Origin of the sequence: Caballeronia sp. Lep1P3 (genome assembly GCF_022879595.1) — a bacterium.
Classification (GTDB): Bacteria; Pseudomonadota; Gammaproteobacteria; order Burkholderiales; family Burkholderiaceae; genus Caballeronia.
On the sequence record NZ_CP084265.1, the window covers coordinates 272076 to 288789 of the forward strand.

General features: G+C 64.6%; 18 protein-coding genes. 12 read left to right on the plus strand and 6 right to left on the minus strand.

Going from position 1 to position 16714, the window contains the following annotated elements; genetic code table 11:
- Positions 1–56 precede the first annotated feature (56 nt).
- From LDZ27_RS01220 to LDZ27_RS01235, 4 genes are all read left to right on the plus strand, one after another.
- Positions 57–1157 (plus strand): NAD(P)/FAD-dependent oxidoreductase, encoded by a 1101-nt coding sequence (locus LDZ27_RS01220; RefSeq protein ID WP_244814974.1) that lies wholly within the window; start codon positions 57–59, stop codon positions 1155–1157.
- Positions 1158–1279: 122 nt separating this feature from the next.
- On the plus strand, positions 1280–1597 hold the full coding sequence (locus tag LDZ27_RS01225) for a high-potential iron-sulfur protein (RefSeq protein ID WP_244814975.1): 318 nt from the start codon (positions 1280–1282) through the stop codon (positions 1595–1597).
- A 171-nt stretch (positions 1598–1768) separates the two neighbouring features.
- Positions 1769–3058, plus strand: coding sequence for an MFS transporter (locus LDZ27_RS01230; protein ID WP_244814976.1), 1290 nt, complete (start codon positions 1769–1771; stop codon positions 3056–3058).
- 10 nt (positions 3059–3068) lie between these two features.
- On the plus strand, positions 3069–3380 hold the full coding sequence (locus LDZ27_RS01235; RefSeq protein WP_244814977.1) for a cupin domain-containing protein: 312 nt from the start codon (positions 3069–3071) through the stop codon (positions 3378–3380).
- 7 nt (positions 3381–3387) lie between these two features.
- Here LDZ27_RS01235 and LDZ27_RS01240 read toward each other — a convergent pair whose 3' ends face one another.
- Both LDZ27_RS01240 and LDZ27_RS01245 read right to left on the minus strand, forming a co-directional pair.
- Complete coding sequence (locus tag LDZ27_RS01240; RefSeq protein WP_244814978.1) at positions 3388–3651, minus strand: hypothetical protein; 264 nt, start codon at positions 3649–3651, stop codon at positions 3388–3390.
- 55 nt (positions 3652–3706) lie between these two features.
- Positions 3707–4465 carry a Mut7-C ubiquitin/RNAse domain-containing protein gene (locus tag LDZ27_RS01245; RefSeq protein ID WP_244814979.1) on the minus strand — a complete coding sequence of 253 codons (759 nt, stop codon included), beginning with the start codon at positions 4463–4465 and terminating at the stop codon, positions 3707–3709.
- Between the two features lie 113 nt (positions 4466–4578).
- Here LDZ27_RS01245 and LDZ27_RS01250 point away from each other — a divergent pair, with 113 nt between their 5' ends.
- From LDZ27_RS01250 to LDZ27_RS01265, 4 genes are all read left to right on the plus strand, one after another.
- Positions 4579–5451, plus strand: a complete 873-nt coding sequence (locus LDZ27_RS01250) for an NAD(P)-dependent oxidoreductase (RefSeq protein WP_244814980.1) — start codon at positions 4579–4581, stop codon at positions 5449–5451.
- A 65-nt stretch (positions 5452–5516) separates the two neighbouring features.
- On the plus strand, positions 5517–6143 hold the full coding sequence (locus LDZ27_RS01255) for a LysE family translocator (RefSeq protein WP_244814981.1): 627 nt from the start codon (positions 5517–5519) through the stop codon (positions 6141–6143).
- A gap of 421 nt (positions 6144–6564) precedes the next feature.
- Positions 6565–6996, plus strand: a complete 432-nt coding sequence (locus tag LDZ27_RS01260; RefSeq protein WP_244814982.1) for a hypothetical protein — start codon at positions 6565–6567, stop codon at positions 6994–6996.
- Between the two features lie 7 nt (positions 6997–7003).
- Entirely contained in the window at positions 7004–7369 is a 366-nt protein-coding gene (locus LDZ27_RS01265; RefSeq protein WP_244814983.1) for a response regulator, read from the plus strand.
- Between the two features lie 184 nt (positions 7370–7553).
- Here the strand turns inward: LDZ27_RS01265 and argC are convergent, their stop codons facing one another.
- The 3 genes from argC to LDZ27_RS01280 all read right to left on the minus strand — a co-directional run bounded on the left by argC (position 7554) and on the right by LDZ27_RS01280 (position 10022).
- Positions 7554–8507: an N-acetyl-gamma-glutamyl-phosphate reductase gene (gene argC, locus LDZ27_RS01270; RefSeq protein WP_244814984.1), complete on the minus strand. Its 954-nt coding sequence runs from the start codon at positions 8505–8507 to the stop codon at positions 7554–7556.
- A 97-nt stretch (positions 8508–8604) separates the two neighbouring features.
- A complete protein-coding gene (locus LDZ27_RS01275) occupies positions 8605–9189 on the minus strand; it encodes a flavodoxin family protein (protein ID WP_244814985.1) in 585 nt (194 codons plus the stop codon).
- A 233-nt stretch (positions 9190–9422) separates the two neighbouring features.
- Complete coding sequence (locus LDZ27_RS01280) at positions 9423–10022, minus strand: YbhB/YbcL family Raf kinase inhibitor-like protein (protein WP_244814986.1); 600 nt, start codon at positions 10020–10022, stop codon at positions 9423–9425.
- 280 nt (positions 10023–10302) lie between these two features.
- Between LDZ27_RS01280 and LDZ27_RS01285 the strand changes: the two genes are divergently transcribed.
- Positions 10303–11016 (plus strand): response regulator, encoded by a 714-nt coding sequence (locus LDZ27_RS01285; protein WP_244814987.1) that lies wholly within the window; start codon positions 10303–10305, stop codon positions 11014–11016.
- An 85-nt stretch (positions 11017–11101) separates the two neighbouring features.
- Here the strand turns inward: LDZ27_RS01285 and LDZ27_RS01290 are convergent, their stop codons facing one another.
- A complete protein-coding gene (locus tag LDZ27_RS01290) occupies positions 11102–11788 on the minus strand; it encodes an orotate phosphoribosyltransferase (RefSeq protein ID WP_244814988.1) in 687 nt (228 codons plus the stop codon).
- A gap of 306 nt (positions 11789–12094) precedes the next feature.
- Here LDZ27_RS01290 and LDZ27_RS01295 point away from each other — a divergent pair, with 306 nt between their 5' ends.
- The 3 genes from LDZ27_RS01295 (at position 12095) to LDZ27_RS01305 (ending at position 16653) form a co-directional block, all read left to right on the plus strand.
- Entirely contained in the window at positions 12095–13342 is a 1248-nt protein-coding gene (locus LDZ27_RS01295) for an MFS transporter (protein WP_244814989.1), read from the plus strand.
- A gap of 279 nt (positions 13343–13621) precedes the next feature.
- Positions 13622–15901 carry an NADP-dependent malic enzyme gene (locus LDZ27_RS01300; protein ID WP_244814990.1) on the plus strand — a complete coding sequence of 760 codons (2280 nt, stop codon included), beginning with the start codon at positions 13622–13624 and terminating at the stop codon, positions 15899–15901.
- 242 nt (positions 15902–16143) lie between these two features.
- Entirely contained in the window at positions 16144–16653 is a 510-nt protein-coding gene (locus LDZ27_RS01305; RefSeq protein WP_244814991.1) for a hypothetical protein, read from the plus strand.
- Positions 16654–16714: the final 61 nt, after the last annotated feature.

The following is a 16714-nucleotide window of genomic DNA, read 5'->3' on the forward strand; positions in this document are numbered from 1 at the left end:
ACGCGCAATAGTCCCGCACGTAGAATAGTTAGCATCGAGTTGGGGCGCGAAGGGACATGGATCGGATCGAATGCGTAGTGATCGGGGCGGGCGTCGTCGGGCTCGCCATCGCGCGGGCGCTCGCGTTGCGCGGGCGCGAAGTCATGGTGCTGGAAGCGGGCGAGGGCATCGGCGTCGGCACGAGTTCGCGCAATAGCGAAGTCATCCACGCGGGCATCTACTATCCGCGCGGATCGCTCAAGGCCGAGTTGTGCGTGCGCGGACGCGAGATGCTCTACGCGTTCTGCGAGGCGCACGGCGTGCCGCACCGCCAATGCGGGAAGCTGCTCGTCGCGACCGCGCGCAACCAGATTCCGCAACTCGCGGCCATCGAGCAGAAGGGCATCGAGAATCGCGTCGAAGGGCTCGTGCGCGTGAGTGGCGCCGAGGCGCGCGAGATGGAGCCGCAGCTCAGTTGCGTCGAAGCGGTGTATTCGCCGCGCACGGGCATCGTCGATAGTCACCAGCTGATGCTCGCGCTGCAAGGCGACGCCGAGAATCACGGCGCGGGCGTCGTCTTCCACACGCCGGTCACGGCCATCGACGCGCGCGAAGGCTGCTTCATCGTCGAGACGGGCGGCGACGCGCCGGCGCGCTTTCGGGCGTCGTATCTCATCAACAGCGCGGGGCTGCACGCGAACGACATCGCGCGGCGCATTCGCGGCCTCGACGACCGCTACGTGCCGCCGCTCTACTTCGCGAAGGGCAACTACTTCAGCGTGAGCGGGCGCGCGCCGTTCGAGCGGCTGATCTATCCGATGCCGAACGAGGCGGGTCTCGGCGTGCATCTGACAGTCGATATGGGCGGGCAGGCGAAGTTCGGCCCGGACGTGGAATGGGTGCAGTCGATCAACTACGACGTCGATCCGCGCCGCGCCGATTCCTTCTATGCCGCCATCCGCGCGTACTGGCCGGGACTTCCCGACGACGCGCTGCAACCCGCCTACGCGGGCATCCGGCCGAAGCTCTCCGGCCCCGGACAGGTCGCGGCGGACTTCATGATTCAGGGCAAGTCGGCGCATGGCGTGCCGGGGCTCGTGAACCTCTTCGGCATGGAATCGCCGGGGCTGACGGCCTCGCTTGCCATCGGCGAGCGCGTCGCGGACATGGCGCGCTAAAGCGTTCGTCCGCGCTTATCTCCAACATTTGTCGTGATCGGCTCGCTTGCGTGTTGTTATGCTCGGATGTCGCCGTCGTCAAGAACGGCGCTTTTCCCCAATACAACATGGAGCGAGTCACCATGAAGACATCCCGTCGCACCTTTCTGATGACGAGCGTAGGCGTCGCCTCGACGATCGCGCTCGGTTCGCGCGTCGCGTTCGCCGCCGACGCGCCGAAGGTCGAAGAGAGCGATCCGACCGCGCAGGCGCTCGGCTACAAGCAGGACGCGAGCAAGGTGGACAAGGCCAAGTTCGCGAAGTACGCGCCCGGGCAGGAATGCGGCAACTGCCAGTTCTATCAGGGCAAGGCGTCCGACCCGTTCGCGCCGTGCCCGATGTTCGGCGGCAAGCAGGTCGCCGCGAAAGGCTGGTGCAGCGCGTATGTGAAGAAGGCATAACGCGATTCCCACCGGCACCGATACCGCGCGCCCGGCTGCAAAGCCCGGCGCGCTTTTCTTTGTGGCTTTCTCGTCCTTGATTAGGCGGCGCGCGGTCTTTACACTCGCCAAGACAAAAATTCACCGGCCGCGCCACGTCCGAGCCGGTCAACAGAGACCACAGAGAATCGCATGGCAGACAGAGCATTGAACGCGCGCGCCGTCGCGGCCGCCGTTATCGGCAACGCGCTGGAGTGGTACGACTTCACGGTGTTCGGCTTCATGACCGTGGTCATCGCGAAGCTCTTCTTCCCGAGCGAAAGCGACTACTCCTCGATTCTCCTCACCACCGCGACCTTCGGCGTCGCGTTCGTGATGCGGCCGGTCGGCGGCATCGTGCTCGGGCTTTACGCGGATCGCGCGGGGCGCAAGGCGGCGCTGTCGCTCGTGATCGCGCTGATGACGCTCGGCATTCTGCTCCTCGCGATTGCGCCGCCGTATTCGGCCATCGGCATCGGCGCGCCGCTGCTGATCGTGGCCGCGCGGCTCGTGCAGGGCTTCTCCGCGGGCGGCGAGTTCGGCAGTGCCACCGCGCTTCTGATCGAAGCCGCGCCGTTCTCCAAACGCGGCTTCTACGGCAGCTTCCAGATGGCGAGTCAGGCGGCGGCGCTGCTGCTCGGCGCTATCGTGGGCGCGGCGATTTCGCGCGGACTCTCGCCCGAGGCGCTCAATTCATGGGGATGGCGCCTGCCGTTCGTTCTCGGGCTGGTGATCGGGCCGGTCGGCTTGTATATCCGCCGCAACATGTCGGACACGGAAGCGTTCATGCACGCGCAGAAGACCGCGCGGCGCGCGACGCTCGGCGAAATCTTTCGCGCGCATAGCCGCGAAGTGCTGTGCGGCCTGGGTTCGGTCATCGCGCTGACGGTGACGGTCTACGTGCTGATCGCGTATCTGCCGACGTTCGCCGTCAAGCAGCTAAAGCTGCCGTTCGGGGAGTCGTTCACGGCGCTCATCGTCGGCAATTTGCTGTTGACGGTGCTTTCGCCGGTGGCGGGGGCGTGGTCCGACCGCATCGGGCGCAAGGCGCTCACGCTGTGGTCGCTCTTCATCACGCTCGTCGTCATTTACCCGCTTTTCGTGTGGCTCGCCGCCGAGCCGAGCGTGTTGCGGCTCGTCATCGTGCAGAGCGTGCTTTCGATTGCGCTGTCGGGCTATTACGGGCCGTTCGGCGCGCTGCTCGCCGAACTGTTCCCGGCGCACATCCGCTCGACAGGTCTCTCGCTCGCGTACAACATCGCGGTGATGCTCTTCGGCGGCTTCGGCCAGTTCATCGTGACGTGGCTCATCCGAGTCACGCATTCCCAGCTCGCGCCGACGTTCTACGTGATGGCCGGCCTCGTGCTCTCGCTGATCGCGGTGGCGTACATTCCCGCGACGCGTCACGCCGATGTCGACGAAGCGCGCGACATGACTCGCTAGGCGGTATCGGATGAAAGTGATCGAGAGCGGAAAGTTCACGGCCGAGCGCGCGTGGGGCGCGCTCGATATCTGCGTGATGAACGGCACGTCCTGCCGGCTGCACTGGACCGACGCGCCGTACAAGTGGCATGTGAACGACGGCGAAGAGGTCTTCGCCGTGATGCAGGGCGTGGTCCGGATGCATGTGCGCGATGCCGACGGCGAGCGCACGCTGACGCTCGATGCCGGCGACATCTTTTACGCGCAGGCCGGCGACGAGCATTACGCCGAGCCCGTGGGCGCGGCGCGCATCCTCGTGATTGAGAAGGAAGGCAGCGTCTGAACGACGCTCAACGCTCGAGGCCCGCCGCGACGAGCAGTTCGGCGAGCGCTTCGGTCATGCCGCCTTCGTGCGCTTCGGCGCGTTCCTTCAGTTGGCTGACGAGCTTTTCGTCGAGCTTGCACGCGAACGGCACGAGACCCTTCGCCTGATCGAGCTTGCGCTGCTCGCGGCGGTCCGTCTTCGCTGCGGCGCCGGCGCGCGCGCGGCCGCCTTGCTTCAGGTCGTTGGCGAGCTTGAACGCCTTGTTCTGTTCCAGTTCGAATTTATTCACGCGATGCTCCGGGGCGGCAGTTTCAATGGACGCGTATTGTACGTGCGCGGACGCTTCAGGCCTGGCTTGCTTCCGCGAGCGCGTCGATGCGCGCGCGCATCCGCCGCCAGTGCGATCCTTCCCAGAACACGCGGCGGCACACATCGCAGGTCACGAAGCGCGTGTGGCGCTGACGCACGCCTTCGGGCACGCGGTCGTCGATTTCTTCGGGCGCGGCGCGGCGCAGCGGCGCGTTGCACATGAGGCACAGACGAAACGCGCGCACATGCGGCGCGAGATCGAGGCGCTCCGCGAGCTCGCGCCATTGCTCGTCGGGCTGAAGCGCGCGCACGTAGCAGCCGCGCAGCACGGTGCGGCGCTTGAGCAACTCGCGGTCGCGCGTGAGCACGATGCGCGATTCGTCGTGCGCGAGGCGCTCGATTTCGTCGTCGGGGTAGTTGTTGTCGTAGCGCGTGTCGAAGCCCGCGAGCCGCAGCAGTTGCGCGAGGCCGCCGAGATGCGCGTCGGCGATGAAGCGCAAATCCGCGGCGCGAAGCGGCGGGCGCAGCAACGAGCCGCCCTCGGCCAGGTCCGGCGGCGCGCGGCCATCCGGATAGACCTCGATGAAATCGCCGGGCTGAATCTGCACGTCGAAGCCGGCGGCAAGCCCGTTGCGCACGACGAGACCGACTTCCGTGTGCGGTACGCCGAGCGCTTCGATCATGTGTTTCGTCGATGACGTCGGCGGACACGCGCACTCGAACGTGCGCCCGCGCTGCGGCCGCGCGAGGAAGTCGTTCAGTTCATCGTGGAAATGAAAGCGCGCGTTGACCATGAGAGGCAGTATCGCATCGCGCGCGCCTGCGTGCTCCCGGTCGATGTGCTTTACTGGCGCTCGGGCCGCGTCATCGGCGCGGCGGCAACGGAACAGCGAAAGGAGCGCACGGCATGGATATCGGATTCATCGGATTGGGCGAAATGGGCAGCGCAATGGCGAGCAACGCGCTGAAGGCGGGACACTCGGTTCGCGTGTGGAACCGTTCGCGCGACAAGACGCGCGCGCTCGCGGATCAGGGCGCGTCCGTGGTCGATACGCCCGAGCAGGCCTTCGCCGGCGACGCCGCGTTCTCGATGCTCGCCGACGACAACGCGCTGCGCTCCGTGCTGATCGACGGCGGGCTGCTGAAGCACGCGTCGAAGGGGCTCGTGCACGTCAACATGGCGACGATCTCCGTCGCGCTCGCCGCCGAGTTGACGGAGCTGCACGCGCAGCATGGCGTCGCGTATGTGGCCGCGCCGGTGCTGGGCCGCCCGGACGTCGCGGCGGCGGGCAAGCTCAACATTCTCGCGGCGGGCGCGGATGCGGACATCGACCGCGTGCAGCCCGTGCTCGATGCGCTCGGGCAGAAGACGTGGCGCGTCGGCGAGCAGCCGCAGCATGCGAACGTGCTGAAGCTCGCGGCGAATTTCATGCTGGGCGCGGCGATCGAAACCGTCGGCGAGGCGGCGGCGCTCGTCCGGGGACACGGCATCGAGGCGCAGGCGTTCATCGACGTCATCGCGAATTCGCTGTTTCCGGGGCCGGTGTATCAGGGCTACGGCAAGATGATCGCGGAGCGCCGCTACGAGCCCGCGCTCTTCAAGGCGCGCCTCGGACTTAAGGACTTGCGGCTCGCGATCGCCGCGGGCGAAGCGGTGAACGTGCCGCTGCCGGTGGCGAGCGTCGTGCGCGACAACCTCGTCGATGCGCTCGCGCACGGCGATGGCGAGAAGGACTTCGCCGTGCTCGGACAGGCGGCGGCGCGGCGGGCGGGGCAATGAACGGTTGACTTCGGCCGGGAGCGGCGCGGCATAATCCCGCTCCGCTTTTTCCGTCCGATGCTGCAATGAATCTGCATGTCTGGTGGCTTTTCGCCGCGACCGTATTCGCCGTTTCCATCATTCCCGGTCCCAACGTGCTGCTCGTCATGACGCACGGCGCGCGCTTCGGCATGCGCCGCGCGTTCGCGACGGTGGCCGGCTCCGTCTGCGCGCTGGTGCTGATGATGGCGGTGTCGGCGGCGGGACTGGGCGTATTTCTCAAGGCGTGGCCGCGCCTCTTCGACGCGCTGCGCTTCGTCGGCGCGGGCTATCTCGTCTGGCTCGGCATCGCGAACTGGCGCGCGAAGGCGAGCGCGGTCGAATCGTGCGAATCCCGCGATGGAAGCGGCGGCGCGCGCGGGGCGCTTTTTCGCAGCGGCTTTATCGTCGCGGGCAGCAATCCGAAGGGCATTTTCTTCGCCGCCGCGTTGCTGCCCGAATCCATCGACGCGACGCGGCCCGTGCTGCCGCAGTTCGCGATGCTCGTATCGACGTTCGCGGTCATCGAAGTGGCGTGTTACGCGATGTATGGCGGCCTCGGCGCGCGCATCGGCGACAGGCTGAGAAGCGTGGCCGTCGCGCGGGCGTTCAACCGGCTGACGGGCGGCGTGTTCGTCGGTTTCGGCGCGATGATGGCGTTGCTGCGTCACTGATCGGCGGTCAACGGCGCGCAATGTGCGACGGCGCTCACACGCCCGACTGAACGGGTGCGCGGTTTGCTCGGGCTTGCGTGTGCTTCATTCGCTTCCGAACATACGTGGACGGTTGGCGGGCGGATAGTGGGCATCGTCCATCGGTCTCATGTTTTCGCGGCGAACGACAAGAACGAGTGGAGGGCTATCGGCTGGGGGCTTGTTGGTCGGCAGCCCTGCATGGGACCGAAGTAAGGCGCTAAAGCGCCAACTGCGGTCGACCGCTCTGCATGGGACCGCAGTAAGGCGCTAAAGCGCCAACTGCGGTCGACCGCTCTGCATGGGACCGCAGTAAGGCGCTAAAGCGCCAAGTGCGGTCGACCGCTCTGCATGGGACCGCAGTAAGGCGCTAAAGCGCCAACTGCGGTCGACAGGAGACACGATGCTTGCGAAGAAAAGAGTCGTGCTCGCCGCGCTTTGCTGCGGCGTGCTGACGACCGCGCTCACCGCTCGCGCCGACGATACGCCGAGCCCCTGCGATGCACTCAAACGCATCGTCGCGGCATCGCCGATATTCTCGTCGCTAACGGCCACCGATGGCCGCGCCATCGCGCTGCCCTACGGCGACGACGCCCGTTGCGCCGCATCCCAAGCCCGCTACCAATGCACCTGGACGCCACACGGCGGCTCCGGCGCGGACGCGCTGCAAGGCGTCGCGGCGGACATCGCGTCCTGCTTGCCCGACGCCACGCACGACCAGAACTCGCCCGCGCGCCAGCACTTCTATGTCGGATCCCGCGGCGCACGCACCGAGATCACGGCTGCGCAGGCAGGCGCGAACAAGCTGAGCCTCGACATCCATGCAACGCGGTGAGGGCATCATGACCAAGCGCATCCTGATAGCCGATGACGACGACGACGCGCTCGCCGGCCTCGCGCATCTCCTGAACGGCATGGGCTACGAAGTGGCGCTCGCGGCGAACGGCGCGCAAGCGGTCGAAGTGGCGGCCCAGTTCGCGCCGGAAGTGGTGATCCTTGATCTCGGGATGCCGCTCGTCGACGGTCTCGCCGCCGCCCGCGCGCTGCGGCAGATGCCGAACGGCGCCGCGATGCTGCTCGTCGCGTTGACCGGCTGGGGACAGCCGCAGCATCACGCGATGACGCAGGAAGCCGGCTTCGACATGCACTTAGTCAAGCCGATTTCGGCGGACCAGCTTCAGTTCATTCTCTCGATGACGCAGTCCTGAACCGTGTTGTTGCGATGCACCAATTTTCTTGCTATAGTGGTCTTGTCTCCTCCATGTCTCCACTGATATGGATTCAGCCCGCCACTCCAGGCGGGCTTTTTTTCGTCCGCGCATTTCATGTTGCAGCGCATGAAAAAGCCGACCCGCAGGTCGGCTTGAAGTCGCTCCAGCTCAGCTGGTGAACTCAGCGCGCGAGACCGGTTTCCTCGTCCACGCCAATCGCCAGATTCATGCACTGAATCGCCGCGCCCGACGCGCCTTTGCCCAGATTGTCGAGCCGCGCGACAGTCACGATGCGCTCGTCGTTGCCGAATACGAAGACATCCACGCGGTTTGTGTCGTTGCAGGCTTGCACGTCGAAGAAACCGTTGTCCAGGTTGCTGTCGGCGTCGAACGGCATCACGCGCACGAACGGTTCGTTGGCGTAGTACTCGGCGAGCATCGCCCGCACGTCCTGCGGCTTGGCCGCGCGCGCGAACTGATCCGGCGAGAAGTACGTCGTCACGGCAAGCCCTTTCAGAAACGGCCCGACGATCGGCGTGAAAATCGGCGCGCGAGACAGTCCGCTGCGCACCGACATTTCCGGCAGATGCTTGTGCGTGAGGCTGAGCGCGTAGGCGCGCGGACTCGCGAGGCGCGCGTCGCCGCCGGCTTCGTATTCCGCGATCATCTTCTTGCCGCCGCCGCTGTAGCCGGTGATCGAGTACGCGTGCGCGTGGAAATCGGCCGGGACCAGGCCGCCCGCGACGAGCGGCTGCATCGACAGCACGAACGCCGACGCGTGACAGCCCGGCACCGCGATGCGCTTCGCCGTGCGCAGGCGCTCGCGCTGCGCGCGCGAAAGCTCCGGCAGACCGTAGGCCCAGTCGTCGTGCGTGCGAAAGGCGGTGCTCGCATCGATCACGCAAGTCGTATCGTTGCCCGGCTCGACGAGAGACACCGACTCGCGCGACGCGACATCCGGCAGGCACAGGAACGTGACGTCCGACGCGTTGATGAGCCGGCGGCGTTCCTCGACGTCCTTGCGCTTCGCCTCGTCGATGCGCAGCACTTCGACGTCGCCGCGCTGCGACAGGTATTCGAAAATCCGGAGGCCGGTCGTGCCTTCCTGTCCGTCGACAAATACTTTCGTGGTCATCTCGATCTCGCTGGTTCGTGGCCGACGCGCGCCTGCGCTCGCCTCAAAACCGCCATTCTAAGGCGATTTCGGGGCGAGCCGATGACCGTGGCGCGTGTTACGGCGCGGCGGGCGCGCGGTTTTCCGTCCAGCGCGCGGCGACGGCGGCAATGCGCGCGCCGAACGTCCTCGCGGTCTCCAGGTCGCCGGGCGGCGGGGCTTCGTCCGGCGATGCATCCGCGGGCGACTGCGTGAGCAGCCCCGTGAAGCCGCCGACGAAATTCAGGTCGTTGCGCGTCGCCGCTTTCGTGTTCGATGGCATCATGCCCGCGCCGACCCAGATCATGCCGTGCTGCATCGCGAGTGTGACGAAATACGAGATGGTCAGGAACTTGTCGCCGTTCATGTGCGCGGAATTCGTGAAGCCCGCGGCGAGCTTGTCTTTCCACTTCTGCCCGAACCACGGTTTGGAACTCGCGTCGGCGAATTTCTTGAAGTCGGCGGACGGCCCGCCCATGTACGTCGGCGCGCCGAAGATGATGGCGTCGGCGGCGTCGAGATCGGCCCAGGCGGTTTCGTCGAGGTCGCCGACCGACAGCAGCCTTGCAGCCGCGCCGGCGTCGGTTGCGCCGGCTAGGACGGCCTCGGCCACCTTCTTCGTGTGACCGTAGCCGCTGTGATAGACGATGATGATGTTCGGCATGGTTTCCTCTCGCCGCGCGCGGGCGGCGCGTGCATCGGCATGTGCGGACATGCATCGGCACGCGAATTCGCATGATGGCCGCGGTCGTCGGCACGAGCGCGCGGAACGGCCGGTGCGCGCATTCGTCAGGGAAGACGCGACCAGCGGACGGACCCGGCCAGTCTAGCAAAGCCAATTTCGCGCTTACCGGCGGCAACGCACGCAGAAAGCGAAACAATCGGTCGCGACGCCGCTCACCGCCCGACGGTGAAGGTCAGTTGCGCCGTGGCGAGTGCCATCGTGCGAATTTCGTGCTCAAACATCAGCGCGGGCGTGCCCTGGCGCAGGCGGAAATCATCGCCATCGAGCGCGTAGACGGTCAGGATGTAGCGATGCGGCTTGCCGGGCGGCGGGCAGGGGCCGCCGTAACCTTCGGTGTCCCAGTCGTTGCGCGCTTCGACCGCGCCCATTTTGCGCAGCGCGCCCGATGCGCTCGCGTTGGCGGCCAAGTGCGTGACGTCCGCCGGGATGCCCGCGACGGCCCAGTGCCACCAGCCGCGTCCGGGCGCGTCGGGGTCGAAGATCGTCACCGCGAAGCTGCGCGTCTGCGCGGGCGCGCCGCGCCAGGCGATTTGCGGCGAACGATTGCCGCCCTTGCAATCCGATTCGTTGAAGAGCAAGTCGCGGCTAATGCTCTTGCCCGGCGCGATGTCCGCGCTCGACACGGTGAAACCGCTTTGCGCCGCCGCGACGCGCGAAACCGCGAGCACGCCAAAGACGCCGGGCGCGGCGGCGATGACGAACGTCAGAACAGCAGCACTACCCGACCGCACGATCCGGCATGCGAGGCGCATGGCTGACTCCTGGCAGTCGATGACCCGCATATAGCAGCGTTTCAACGACTGCAACGATGTTTTTTGTCTCAGTGATGCGCTTGGTAGGAGGTTGCAGTTTAACATTGCAACAAAGCATTAAAAGCTTGATCCTTGGGACTAAACCTATGGCGCAAATTCAGTCGCGTTGGGTATGTAAAGCGCGTCTGAAGGCCGGGACTCCAGACGCAGTTGATCAGAACATGAACTATTTGACGTTGATTCGCGCGGCATTCAGTCGACCGAATTGGGGGAAGAATAAATGAGCCAGCGAATTCAAGTCATCATTGCAGACGACCATCCAGTAATTCTATTCGGCGCGGCACAAGCGCTGAGCCGATTTCCGGAAGTCGATGTCGTCGGGCAGGCGCGCCAGTCCACCGAACTGGTGCAGCTTCTCCAGAAAACGCCGTGCGACGTTCTCGTGACGGACCTCGCCATGCCCGGCGGCTCGTATGGAGACGGCATGCCGCTGCTCGGCTATATCGGCCGGCAGTTTCCGAAAGTGCGCCTCGTCGTGCTGACGATGCTCGAAAATCCCGCGTTGCTCAAACGATTGCGGGAAGTGGGCGTCATGTCGATCATCAACAAGGCGGACGACATGAATCACATCGGCTGGGCCATCCAGCACGTCATGCGCGGCCAGGAATACTTCGGGCCGTCGGTGAAGGCGGCGCTCGACAGCATGGCTATCGGCGCGACGGGGCAGCAGCGCGGCGTCATTCTTTCGAAGCGCGAACTCGAAGTGGTGCGCCTCTTCGTCTCCGGCATGACCATTACGGAAATCGCGGGTCAATTGCGGCGCAGTATCAAGACCATCAGCACGCAGAAGAACACCGCAATGCGCAAGCTCGGCATCGAACGGGATTCGGAGCTTTTTCAATATGCGCAAAGCAACGGCTTGATGAATCTCTCCGCGTATTCGGGCGACGGCTCACTCGACGATTCCCCGCTGCCCAATTCGACTTCCCTGTAGCTGTTAATCGGCCCGCACAAAAAATAAAGCCGCTGACGTAAATCAGCGGCTTCATTTTTTTATACTCTGAAATAAAGCGAATGCTTTATTGCGGCGCCGCCGTCGCGCCTCCGTGCGCAGCGGACCATTCGGCGGGCGCGTGCAGGAATTTTTCGACTTCGTCGAGCGTCTTCGTTTCGAAATAGCCCTGTTCCTTCGCGACGCGCAAAACGTCCCACCACGTGGCAAGCGCGTGCAGTTCGACATCGATGTCCTTCAGCACCGACACGCTTTCCTTGAAGATGTTGTAGTGGAACAGCACGAAGCAGTGGTTCACCGTCGCGCCGGCCGTGCGCAGCGCGTTGATGAAGTTGATCTTGCTGCGGCTGTCCGTGGTCAGGTCTTCGACGAGCAGCACGCGCTGGCCTTCGGTCAGCAGGCCTTCGATCTGCGCGTTGCGTCCGAAGCCCTTCGGCTTCTTGCGCACATACTGCATCGGCACCATCAGGCGATCCGCGATCCACGCGGCGAACGGAATGCCCGCGGTCTCGCCGCCAGCGACGGCGTCGATCTGTTCGTAGCCGACATCGCGCAGGATGGTCGCTTCGGCCATTTCCATGAGACCCCGGCGCACGCGCGGATACGAAATCAGCTTGCGGCAGTCGATATACACCGGACTCGCCCAGCCGGACGTGAAGATGAACGGTTTTTCCGCGTTGAAATGCACGGCCTGAACTTCCAGCAGCATCCTGGCGGTGGTGTCGGAGATCGTCTGGCGATCGTTGCCTGTCATGGGCGAATCCTTGGACTGATGTGGCGCTTGAAGAAGCGGGAGGCGGCCGCGAGGGCCCTTGGCGCATGACCCGGCGCGAAAGGAGCCGTCTTCGAAAGAGGGCTTTTCGCGCTGCCTGCGCGCGTGTCGACGGGACTTGGGCGCGCGAGCGCCGGTGTCATCCCATACACGGCTAACCCAAAATTTTACCCGAGCACGCGTGCCGGGGCGAGCGTTCGCGCAGCGCGTCTCCGGTTGTGGGCGCCCGGCTCTCGCCAGTACACTGCCGGCGCCCTCCGATTTGCTGCCTCCGATCCGCTGCCTCCCATGACACTTGCTTCCCGCCCCGCCGCCGATTCCCGCGCATCGTCCCCGCGCCACGCGATGCATGCGCTCGCCGCATCGGTACTCGGCTACGCGATGGACGGCTTCGACCTCCTGATTCTCGGCTTCATGCTGCCCGCGATCGCCGCCGATCTGCACCTCACGCCCGCGCAGGCCGGCTCGCTCGTCACCTGGACGCTCGCGGGCGCGGTCGCGGGCGGCGTCGTCTTCGGTGTGCTGTCCGACTATTTCGGACGCGTGCGCATGCTCACGTGGACGATCCTCCTCTTCGCGGTCTTCACCGGTCTCTGCGCGCTCGCGCAGGGCTATCGCGATCTGCTCGCGTTCCGCACGATGGCGGGCGTCGGCCTGGGCGGGGAATTCGGCATCGGCATGGCGCTCGTCGCGGAAGCGTGGCCCGCGCATCAGCGGGCGCGCGTGTCGTCATATGTCGGGCTCGGCTGGCAGCTCGGCGTGCTCGCCGCCGCGCTGCTCACGCCGCTCCTTCTGCCGGTGATCGGCTGGCGCGGCATGTTCGCCGTCGGCCTGATGCCGGCGGTCGTGTCGTTCTTCGTGCGGCGGCGCGTGGCGGAGCCGGCGCTTTTCACCGAGCGCCGTCTGAACACGGCCGCGACCGCGACCGCGCCCGGGCTGCCGCTGCGGCGCCTCTTTCACGACGCACGCACCGCGCGTGCGAGCCTCGGCGTGATCGTGCTGTGTTCGGTGCAGAACTTCGGCTACTACGGCTTGATGATCTGGCTCCCGAGCTATTTGTCGAAAACCTTCGGCTATTCGCTCACGAAGTCAGGCGTGTGGACCGCCGCGACGGTCCTCGGCATGGCGCTCGGCATCTGGCTCTTCGGCATGGCCGCCGACCGCTTCGGACGCAAGCCGGCGTTCCTCGTCTATCAGATCGGCGCCGTCGCGATGGTCTTCGTCTATTCGAACCTCACGAGCCCGGCCGCCCTTCTCGTCGGCGGCGCGGTGATGGGCGTGTTCGTCAACGGCATGATCGGCGGCTACGGCGCGCTCATCTCCGAGATCTACCCGACCGAAGCGCGCGCCACCGCGCAGAACGTGCTGTTCAACATCGGGCGCGCGGTCGGCGGGCTCGGACCTGTCGTGGTCGGCGCGCTGGCGGCGCGTTATACGTTCGCGGTGGCGCTCGCCTTTCTCGCGTCGATTTATCTTCTCGATATCCTGGCCACGCTCTTTCTCATTCCGGAGATGCGCGGCGCAGACCTCCAATAAAGCGCCGCCGCCGGCCGTTCATCCGACGAAACGCACGCCCGCCAACGCTGTGCGCGCGAAATGCTGCTTCGCGCCATTTGAACTATGCGGTGTACACTGAACGTCCAAATAAAAGCCTCCGTCCGCCCGCGTCATCCTTGCCGGGCGGCACGTTGCGTCTATCCGACGCGCCGGGCGACTGAAAACATTGGTCCATCGATTCACACACCCGCACACAATGTTGAGCGGTCGCAGGCTGTGAACCCTGTTCAAATAATTTCTACACGTCTCAGGCTAATCATGGACGAACAACTCAAGCAAAGCGCCCTCGCGTACCACCAGAATCCGCGTCCCGGCAAGATCTCGGTCACGCCGACCAAACCCCTGTCCAACCAGCTCGACCTGTCGCTCGCGTATTCGCCGGGCGTCGCCGCCGCATGCATGGCCATCTACGACGAACCGCTCGACGCCCAGAAGTACACGTCGCGCGCGAACCTCGTCGGCGTCGTGACGAACGGCACCGCCGTGCTCGGCCTGGGCAACATCGGCCCGCTCGCCGCCAAGCCGGTGATGGAAGGCAAGGGCTGTCTCTTCAAGAAGTTCGCGGGCATCGACGTGTTTGACATCGAACTGAACGAGACGGACCCGGACAAGCTCGTCGATGCCATCGCGATGCTCGAGCCGACGCTCGGCGGCATCAATCTCGAAGACATCAAGGCGCCGGAATGCTTCTACATCGAAAAGAAGCTGCGCGAGCGCATGAAGATTCCGGTCTTCCACGACGACCAACACGGCACGGCGATCATCGCGTCGGCGGCGATTCTCAACGGCCTCAAAGTGGTCGGCAAGACGCTCGACAACGTGAAGCTCGTCTGCTCGGGCGCGGGCGCGGCGGCAATCGCGTGTCTGGACCTGCTCATCGACCTGGGCCTGAAGAAGTCGAACACGATCGTCGTCGATTCGAAGGGCGTGATCTACGAAGGGCGCGGCAACCTCGACGCCTCGAAGGAGCGCTATCAGGCAAGCACCGATGCGCGCACGCTCGGCGACGCGATGCACGGCTGCGACGTGTTCCTCGGCTGTTCGAGCGCCGGCGTGCTGAAGCCGGAGATGGTCGCGACGATGGCCGACAAGCCGCTCATCCTCGCGCTCGCGAATCCGGAGCCGGAAATCCGCCCGGAAGAGGCGAAGAAGGTGCGTCCGGACTGCATCATCGCGACGGGCCGTTCGGACTATCCGAATCAGGTCAACAACGTGCTGTGCTTCCCGTTCATCTTCCGCGGCGCGCTCGACGTGGGCGCGACGACGATCACCGAGGAGATGAAGCTCGCGTGCGTGCGCGCGATCGCGGAACTCGCGGAAGAAACCGATCAGGGCGATGAAGTCGCGAAGGCCTACGAAGGCCATTCGCTCGAATTCGGTCCGGAGTATCTGATTCCGAAGCCGTTCGATCCGCGTCTCATCATCAAGATCGCGCCGGCCGTCGCGCAGGCCGCGATGGATTCCGGCGTCGCGACGCGCCCGATTCAGGACATGGATGCGTATCGGGAGACGCTCGGCGCAACCGTGTACCGCACGGGCATGGTGATGCGTCCGGTGTTCGCGGCGGCGAAGGCCGCGCCCGCGCGCATCGTGTTCGCGGAAGGCGAGGACGAGCGCGTGCTGCGCGCCGCGCAGTTCGTGCTGCTGGAGAAGATCGCGAAGCCCATCATCATCGGGCGGCCGGCGGTCGTGGAAATGCGCTTGCAGAAGATGGGCTCGAAGCTGAAGCCGGGCGCCGATTTCGAGATCGTGAATCCGGAGGACGATCCGCGTTATCAGCAAAGCTGGCAGGCGTATCACGAAATCGCGGCGCGTCAGGGTGTGACGCCGGACAGCGCGAAGGCCGCGCTGCGCAAGTTCAACACGCTGATCGGCGCGATTCTGATTCATACGGGCGACGCCGACGGCATGATTTGCGGCCTGATCGACACGTATCAGGATCATCTGAAGTTCATCGATCAGGTGCTCGGCAAGTCCGACGACGCGCAAAACTTCGCCGCAATGAATCTGCTGATGCTGCAAGGGCGCAATCTCTTTATCAGCGATACGTATGTCAACGAAGTGCCGACGCCCGAACAACTCGCCGATATGACGATTCTCGCGGCGCGTGAAATCGAGCGATTCGGCATTCAGCCGAAGGTTGCGCTGGTGTCGAACTCCAATTTCGGCAGTGTGCCGAGCGCATCGAGCAAGCGAATGGCCGAAGCGCGCAAGCTGATTGCGGAACGCGCGCCGAATCTCGAAGTGGACGGCGAAATGCACGGCGATGCGGCTTTGTCGGAAGCGGTGCGTAAAGCGGCGTACCCTGGCACGTCACTCACGGGCGAAGCCAACCTGCTCATCATGCCGAACGTCGAAGCGGCGAATATCACGTACAACCTGCTCAAGATGGTGAGCGGGGAAGGCGTGACCGTCGGGCCGTTCTTGCTGGGCGCTTCGAAGCCGGTGCATATTCTGACGCCGGCGGCTACGGTGCGGCGGATTATCAATATGACGGCGGTGGCGAGCGCTAATGCCAGTGTGAAGAAGGCGAAGTAAAGTTCTCTTTAGTTTTGAAACGGCGGTCCGGGAAACTGGACCGCCGTTTTTTTTCGCACGTTCGTGTATCGGCGCGCAATGCATTGGCATTCGAACGAAGCACTGGACCTTTCAGTATGGAGCTTCTATAAAAAGAAATTGAAAGCACGTCTGAAAGCCATTCATCAGGAACGTCGATGCGCGTCTTTTGTCTTTGGTAATCCGAAATATTCTCCAGTAGGAAAGAAAATCGGAGGTCCGTCATGGGCAGCTTCAGCCGTTCAGGAAAGCACTCCATCGTGTCGGTAGCGGCAACAGTCGCCGGCCTGTTCGCGGCATCGGCCGGATGGGGACAGACGCTTCCCAAACAAGGGCAAATCGAAGCCACGTACACGGCATCCGGAGCGGATGTCCGAAACATCAGCGTGAGCGGTGACGACGCCGTATATCTCTTCGAATCCACGCTTCTGATGACGAACAACAGCAAGGCGCCGCTCATGCAGAACGTCACCGCGCGTTGTGTCGAGGCGGGCTTCAGCGCGGGCACGGCGACGGGATACTGCGTTTATTCGGACAAGGACGGCGACAAATTCGTCGAAGCGTTCACTTATCAGGGCGGTTCCACCACTGGAAAGGGAACGCTCGGATCAGGCACCGGGAAATACAAGGGCATCGAAGGCCACTTCGACTGGCAGCAAGTGCTCGCGTTGCCTTCCGACAAAGGCACGTATAACTACGTCGGGAAAAAGACGGGAAGCTACCGCATTCCTTAAGCGCCGTACCCGGCTTGAATCCCGCGATAAAAAAAGCGGTCCACTTTCGCGGACCGCTTCT

Excerpts from the sequence above, each read along its gene's own strand:
- LDZ27_RS01255 (WP_244814981.1), top strand. The coding sequence starts at position 5,517 with ATGAATCTGCATGTCTGGTGGCTTTTCGCCGCGACCGTATTCGCCGTT.
- LDZ27_RS01265 (WP_244814983.1), top strand. The coding sequence starts at position 7,004 with ATGACCAAGCGCATCCTGATAGCCGATGACGACGACGACGCGCTCGCC.
- LDZ27_RS01305 (WP_244814991.1), top strand. The coding sequence starts at position 16,144 with ATGGGCAGCTTCAGCCGTTCAGGAAAGCACTCCATCGTGTCGGTAGCG.
- LDZ27_RS01235 (WP_244814977.1), top strand. The coding sequence starts at position 3,069 with ATGAAAGTGATCGAGAGCGGAAAGTTCACGGCCGAGCGCGCGTGGGGC.
- LDZ27_RS01245 (WP_244814979.1), bottom strand. The coding sequence starts at position 4,465 with ATGGTCAACGCGCGCTTTCATTTCCACGATGAACTGAACGACTTCCTC.
- LDZ27_RS01220 (WP_244814974.1), top strand. The coding sequence starts at position 57 with ATGGATCGGATCGAATGCGTAGTGATCGGGGCGGGCGTCGTCGGGCTC.
- LDZ27_RS01230 (WP_244814976.1), top strand. The coding sequence starts at position 1,769 with ATGGCAGACAGAGCATTGAACGCGCGCGCCGTCGCGGCCGCCGTTATC.
- LDZ27_RS01280 (WP_244814986.1), bottom strand. The coding sequence starts at position 10,022 with ATGCGCCTCGCATGCCGGATCGTGCGGTCGGGTAGTGCTGCTGTTCTG.
- LDZ27_RS01295 (WP_244814989.1), top strand. The coding sequence starts at position 12,095 with ATGACACTTGCTTCCCGCCCCGCCGCCGATTCCCGCGCATCGTCCCCG.
- LDZ27_RS01300 (WP_244814990.1), top strand. The coding sequence starts at position 13,622 with ATGGACGAACAACTCAAGCAAAGCGCCCTCGCGTACCACCAGAATCCG.
- LDZ27_RS01285 (WP_244814987.1), top strand. The coding sequence starts at position 10,303 with ATGAGCCAGCGAATTCAAGTCATCATTGCAGACGACCATCCAGTAATT.
- LDZ27_RS01290 (WP_244814988.1), bottom strand. The coding sequence starts at position 11,788 with ATGACAGGCAACGATCGCCAGACGATCTCCGACACCACCGCCAGGATG.
- LDZ27_RS01225 (WP_244814975.1), top strand. The coding sequence starts at position 1,280 with ATGAAGACATCCCGTCGCACCTTTCTGATGACGAGCGTAGGCGTCGCC.
- LDZ27_RS01250 (WP_244814980.1), top strand. The coding sequence starts at position 4,579 with ATGGATATCGGATTCATCGGATTGGGCGAAATGGGCAGCGCAATGGCG.
- argC (WP_244814984.1), bottom strand. The coding sequence starts at position 8,507 with ATGACCACGAAAGTATTTGTCGACGGACAGGAAGGCACGACCGGCCTC.
- LDZ27_RS01275 (WP_244814985.1), bottom strand. The coding sequence starts at position 9,189 with ATGCCGAACATCATCATCGTCTATCACAGCGGCTACGGTCACACGAAG.
- LDZ27_RS01260 (WP_244814982.1), top strand. The coding sequence starts at position 6,565 with ATGCTTGCGAAGAAAAGAGTCGTGCTCGCCGCGCTTTGCTGCGGCGTG.